Source organism: Streptomyces sp. NPDC057654 (genome assembly GCF_042800135.1).
In the GTDB taxonomy this organism is placed as follows: domain Bacteria; phylum Actinomycetota; class Actinomycetes; order Streptomycetales; family Streptomycetaceae; genus Streptomyces.
In genome coordinates this window covers 1-5,597 of record NZ_JBHVHQ010000581.1, presented here as the reverse complement: position 1 = coordinate 5,597, position 5,597 = coordinate 1, and the positions used below count along the sequence as shown (strand labels likewise).

General features: G+C 70.3%; 7 protein-coding genes. 1 reads left to right on the top strand and 6 read right to left on the bottom strand.

The genetic code is table 11. The features are described 5' to 3' along the window. Positions 1–142: 142 nt before the first annotated feature. The 6 genes from ACFU99_RS31175 to ACFU99_RS31150 all read right to left on the bottom strand — a co-directional run bounded on the left by ACFU99_RS31175 (position 143) and on the right by ACFU99_RS31150 (position 4,194). Complete coding sequence (locus ACFU99_RS31175; protein ID WP_384398390.1) at positions 143–1,864, bottom strand: urease subunit alpha; 1,722 nt, start codon at positions 1,862–1,864, stop codon at positions 143–145. Beyond that, positions 1,857–2,168: an urease subunit beta gene (locus ACFU99_RS31170; protein WP_384398388.1), complete on the bottom strand. Its 312-nt coding sequence runs from the start codon at positions 2,166–2,168 to the stop codon at positions 1,857–1,859. Before ACFU99_RS31170 ends, ACFU99_RS31175 begins: the two co-directional genes overlap by 8 nt. Further along, the gene (locus ACFU99_RS31165) at positions 2,165–2,488 is read right to left on the bottom strand and encodes an urease subunit gamma (RefSeq protein ID WP_384398386.1); all 324 of its coding nucleotides are present in this window, start codon (positions 2,486–2,488) and stop codon (positions 2,165–2,167) included. Before ACFU99_RS31165 ends, ACFU99_RS31170 begins: the two co-directional genes overlap by 4 nt. A 368-nt stretch (positions 2,489–2,856) precedes the next feature. Beyond that, the gene (locus ACFU99_RS31160) at positions 2,857–3,126 is read right to left on the bottom strand and encodes a holin (RefSeq protein ID WP_384398384.1); all 270 of its coding nucleotides are present in this window, start codon (positions 3,124–3,126) and stop codon (positions 2,857–2,859) included. Positions 3,127–3,133: 7 nt separating this feature from the next. Beyond that, a complete protein-coding gene (locus tag ACFU99_RS31155) occupies positions 3,134–3,517 on the bottom strand; it encodes a hypothetical protein (RefSeq protein ID WP_384398382.1) in 384 nt (127 codons plus the stop codon). 53 nt (positions 3,518–3,570) lie between these two features. Continuing rightward, complete coding sequence (locus ACFU99_RS31150) at positions 3,571–4,194, bottom strand: hypothetical protein (RefSeq protein WP_384398380.1); 624 nt, start codon at positions 4,192–4,194, stop codon at positions 3,571–3,573. A gap of 388 nt (positions 4,195–4,582) precedes the next feature. Between ACFU99_RS31150 and ACFU99_RS31145 the strand changes: the two genes are divergently transcribed. Further along, positions 4,583–5,584 (top strand): M28 family metallopeptidase, encoded by a 1,002-nt coding sequence (locus tag ACFU99_RS31145; RefSeq protein WP_384398378.1) that lies wholly within the window; start codon positions 4,583–4,585, stop codon positions 5,582–5,584. The last annotated feature ends 13 nt before the right edge of the window (positions 5,585–5,597 follow it).

Sequence of the window (5,597 nt, the reverse complement as noted above, 5' to 3'; positions counted from 1 at the left end):
GTTCTCGAAGGGCTCCGGCGGGCGCGCGGCGCGTACGGGCACGGGCTCGGGCGGGCGCGCGGCGCGGTCCTTGAACGGCTCCGGCGGCCGGGTCCGCGCGGCTCCCCCGCCGAGCGGGGCCGTCACATAGTCGGTGGCCATATCAGAACAGGAAGTAACGCTGGGCCATGGGCAGTTCGGCGGCCGGCGCCGGTTCCACGGCGTCGCCGTCGATGGTGACCGTGAACGTGTCCGGGTCGACCAGGACGCGCGGCATGGCGTCGTTGTTGCGCATATCGGCCTTGGAGACGCCGCGGGTCGAGCGGATCGGGGTGAACCGCTTGTCGAGCCCGAGCCGCTCCGGGAGCCCGTCGTCCATCGCCGCCTGGGTGACGAAGTTGAGGGAACTCGCCGCCGGGGCCCGGCCGACGGCGCCGAACATGGGGCGCGGCAGGACCGGCTGCGGGGTGGGGATGGAGGCGTTGGCGTCGCCGAGCTGCGCGTACGCGATCTGCCCGCCCTTGATGACGAGCTGCGGGCGGATGCCGAAGAACACCGGGTCCCACAGCACGAGGTCGGCGAGCTTGCCGGTCTCCACGGAGCCGATCTCATGGTCGAGGCCCTGGGCGGCGGCCGGGTTGATCGTGTACTTGGCGACGTAGCGGCGCGCGCGGTGGTTGTCGGCGCGGCCGTCGCCGGGCAGCGCGCCGCGGCGCACCTTCATGACGTGCGCGGTCTGCCAGGTGCGCAGCACGACCTCGCCGATGCGGCCCATGGCCTGGGCGTCGGAGGAGAGGATCGAGATCGCGCCGAGGTCGTGCAGGACGTCCTCGGCGGCGATGGTGCTGGGCCGGATGCGGGACTCGGCGAAGGCGAGGTCCTCGGGGACGGCCGGGTTCAGGTGGTGGCAGACCATCAGCATGTCGAGGTGCTCCTCGACGGTGTTGACGGTGTGCGGCCGGGTCGGGTTGGTGGAGCTGGGCAGCACATTGGACTCGGAGACCACGGTGATGATGTCCGGTGCGTGGCCGCCGCCCGCGCCCTCGGTGTGGTACGCGTGGATGGAGCGCCCGCCGATGGCGGCGAGGGTGTCGCCGACGAATCCGGCCTCATTGAGGGTGTCCGTGTGGATGGCGAGCTGGGCGCCGCTCTCCTCGCAGACGTTGAGGCAGGCGTCGATGACGGCGGGGGTCGCGCCCCAGTCCTCGTGGACCTTGAACCCGACGGCTCCCGCGCGCAGTTGGTCGCGCATCGAGTCGTACGACATCGTGTTGCCCTTGCCGAGCAGCCCGATGTTGATGGGGTACGCCTCCAGCGCCTCGAACATCCGGGCCAGGTGCCAGGAGCCGGGGGTGATGGTGGTGGCCTTGCTGCCCTCGGCGGGGCCGGTGCCGCCGCCGACCAGCGTGGTGATGCCGGAGGCGAGGGCCTCGTGCACGGCGTCCGGGCAGATGAAGTGGACGTGGGTGTCGATGGCTCCGGCGGTGAGGATCTTCCCGTTGCCGGCGATGATCTCGGTCTCGGGGCCGATGACGAGGTCGGGGTGGACGCCGTCCATGGTGTCGGGGTTGCCGGCCTTGCCGATGCCGGTGATCCGGCCGTCGCGCAGGCCGACGTCGGCCTTGACGATGCCCCAGTGGTCGAGGATGACGGCGCCGGTGATCACGGTGTCGGGGGCGCCCTCCGCGCGGGTGGCGCGGGACTGCCCCATCGACTCGCGGATGACCTTGCCGCCGCCGAAGACCGCTTCGTCGCCGGAGTGCCCGGGGCCGCCGGAGCGGTCCTCCTCGATCTCCACGACGAGGGCGGTGTCGGCGAGCCGGATGCGGTCGCCCGCGGTCGGACCGAAGAGGTCGGCGTAGGCGGGGCGGGTGAGCTCAGACATCGAGGGGTCCTCCGGTCTCGCCGCGCAGGCCCTCGACGATGCGCTTGCCCGCGATGGGTACGAGGTCGACCTCGACGGGGATGCCCGGTTCGAAGCGGACGGCGGTGCCGGCGGCGATGTCGAGCCGCTTGCCGTACGCGGCCGCGCGGTCGAAGTCGAGACCGGGGTTGGCCTCGGCGAAGTGGTAGTGGGAGCCGACCTGTACGGGCCGGTCGGCGGCGTTCAGCACGGTGAGGCTGATGTGCGGGAGGCCCTCGTTGAAACGTACGGGCTCCTCGGCGAAGAGGATCTCTCCGGGGATCATGCGGTCCGCTCCCCCTGCCAGGCGATGGGCTCGTGCACGGTGACGAGCTTGGTGCCGTCCGGGAAGGTGGCCTCGACCTGTACGTCGTGGATCATCTCGGGGATGCCGTCCATGACCTCGTCGCGGGAGAGCACCTTGCGTCCGGAGGCCATCAGCTCGGCGACGCTGTTGCCGTCGCGGGCGCCTTCGAGGATGTGCGCGGTGATGAGCGCGACCGCTTCGGGGTAGTTGAGCCGCAGCCCGCGGTTCCTGCGCCGCTCGGCGACGTCGGCCGCCACATGGATGAGCAGTCGTTCTTGTTCGTGCGGGGAAAGTTGCACGCGTCCCACCTCACTGTCGTTCTTCCTCCGCTCACAATTGGGCAGGAGGAACCAGCGTTCCGGCCGGTAGGCGTTGGTGCGCGGACCGCGTCGTTCCGACTGGACGCAGATGGACCATATCGGTCGAGAATCCGGACTTGACCTGCGGTTCTCCGTCTCGCGACCTGTATTGCACGTTAATACTCAACCTTTTCCACCGCGTTAACTGACGCTTTGCGCATCCATAGCCAAAGCTGTCAGGAATCCTGTGACATCGATGTCATGAACGCGGAATTCCGGACGGAAACGTACAGAGCGGCCCGGGAACGCGCCTCGGGCCGCCTGGTGGGGATCGCGTCGGCGCGCGGCGTCACGCACCGCGCCCGGCGTCACGTACCGCGCCCGGCCTCCGGCGCGGGGTCCTTGCGGCGGGGCAGCCACGCGGCGGTGGTCCGGTCGCCCGCCAGAGCCCCGATCGCGCCCTTGAGGACGGACAGGGCGGCGGGCAGGGCGGCGATCGCCGCGGCCTTGACGGCGGAGAGGCTGGTGAGGTCGAAGCCGTCGGCGAGGAGCAGGCCGAGGAGCGTCGTCACATAGGCGGCGACGGTGCGCTCGGCGATGTCGAGGAGGAGTCGGGGCAGCTGGTTCAGCCGGCTCATGGGGAACTCACTTCCAGTAGAGCCCGCGGGCGCGGGCGGTGTGCAGCAGGGCGTGACCGGTGTCGTCGGGGGCGTCCGGGCCGTACGTGACTTCGAAGCGGACCGTCTCGCCCTTGCCGATGGAGCCGGTGTGGGTGAAGTCGACGAACGACAGGCCGGGTGTGGTGAGCCGCTCGATGATCGGCCCGTCCCAGCGGGAGCCGTCCGCGCGGCGGTGGTAGAAGCGGCCTTGGACGGTGGCCCCGGCGGGCGCTTCGAGGGTCAGATACACGGTCGCCGTGTACGAACCGGCGCCGGCTATGAGGTCGGTGCGGCTGATGGTCAGGGTCTTCCAGGAGTTGGGCACCAGCTCCTGGCCCTGGTTGCTGATCTCTCCCAGGGTGTACGGCACTTCTCTCCTCCTTCTGCGGTGTGGTGGTGGGTGTCGCCTCGTTTCGTCATGACCTACGGCGTGCCGGCCGCTTCGCCCGCGCGCGTGAGGATCGCGGCCATCGGGAGCAGGCCGGGGTCGCCGTGGTCGTTCTCCGGTACGTGCTGGTGGCCGCAGTGCCCGCGGAAGGCGTTCCACTTCGCGGCTCCCATGCGCACGCCGTTGGCGCCGTACGAGGCGGGGTACGCCTTGAACTCCACGTCGCCCGTCAGCGGCACCCCGTGCTCGTCGTGCGCCCACTTCGCGAAGGCGGCGAGGTCGCGCAGGGCCCAGTCGGGCAGTTCCGGGGTGTAGAGGTGACGCGCGGTCCACTTCCCATGGGCGGCCGGGTCGCAGGTGCCGACGATCTCGACCTGGCAGACGTTGAGGGTGTTGGTCTGAACGCCGCCCGGCTTGTTGACGAGCGCCCGCGACGATATGTCGAAGTCGAAGTGCTGGTACCAGGTCAGCCGCTGCGCGTCGAAGTCGGGGAGCGCGGTGAAGTTGGGCGCCGCCGAGCCGCCGGCGTAGTCCGGCAGGCCGGTTCCCTCGGTGGAGTGCCAGACGATGGTGTTGACCTCCATGGGGTCGCCGCCCCATCTGGACTGCCACCAGTGTGCGGTGGACGCCCCTGGATATTTCTGTGGTCCTGCGGGCATGACGGCCCCTTCGCTGTGGCGGGATGCGGGCATGGCTGTGACACGGCTGGCGACGGCGCGGGCCGGCGCGGGCGCGTGGATGGGTGCGGGACGTGGGACCGGGGCCGTGCGGAGCCGGCTGGTCATGCCCGCATCACTGTCATACCCGCCTCGGGGGCCGCTCCACCGTCCGGCCGCTGGTCAGGTGACGGTCGTATGGAGAGACACGGAGGGACACAGAGGGACACGGGGCCGCCCGCGCCCCCTTGCACCCCTCGCGTCCCCCTCGCGTCCGCTCCGCGGAACACGCTGTTCTTTAATCGCCCTTGACGGATCGCGGCGAACCTTAAATCCTCATGTCCGCATCAATTGCTCCGCACCACCCCCCACTTCAGTTACGGAGCCCACTGTGTTCACTGCGTTCACTGCGGTCACTTCATCCGCTGCATCCACTGCGTCACCGCTGCGCCGCACCGCTCTCGCCGTCGGCGCCTGCACCGCGCTGACCGCCGCCCTGCTCGGCCCGGCCGCCGTGGCCCAGGCATCGGCCCCCGCCCCTGCCCGTACGCCCCTGTCCGCGCCCGACATCGACGGCGCGGCCGTCAAGGCCGACCTCGGCGAGTTGCAGAAGATAGCCGACGCCAACGGCGGCACCCGCGCCCACGGCACCCCCGGCTACAAGGCGTCGGTGGAGTTCATCAAGGCCAAGCTCGACGCGGCCGGGTTCACCACCAAGCTCCAGGAGTTCACCAGCGGCGGCGCCAAGGGCTACAACGTCATCGCGGACTGGCCGGGCGGCGACTCCGGCAAGGTCGTCATGGCGGGCGCACACCTGGACTCGGTCGACGCCGGGCCGGGCATCAACGACAACGGGTCCGGCTCGGCCGGGATACTGGAGGTCGCGCTCGCCGTCGCCAAGGCGGACCTCAAGCCCACGAAGCACCTGCGGTTCGCGTGGTGGGGCGACGAGGAGGCCGGGATGGTCGGCTCCTCGCACTACGTCGACGCCCTGGGCGCGGACGGCCTGTCGAAGATCGACGGCTATCTCAACTTCGACATGATCGGCTCACCCAACCCCGGCTACTTCGTGTACGACGACGACACGCGGCTGGAGAAGGTCTTCACCGACTGGTTCGCGGCCAAGAAGATCGCGACCGAGCCGGAGACGGAGGGCGACGGCCGCTCCGACCACGCCCCGTTCAAGGACCGGGGCGTGAAGGTCGGCGGGCTGTACTCGGGCGGGGAGCGGACCAAGACGCAGAAGCAGGCCGAGCAGTGGGGCGGCACCGCCGGCGAGGAGTTCGACGCCTGCTACCACCGCTCCTGCGACACCCTGAAGAACGTCGACGACAAGGCGCTCGACACCAACACGGACGCGATCGCCAACGCCGTCTGGGAGCTCAGCTCCTGACGCCCCCTTGAGC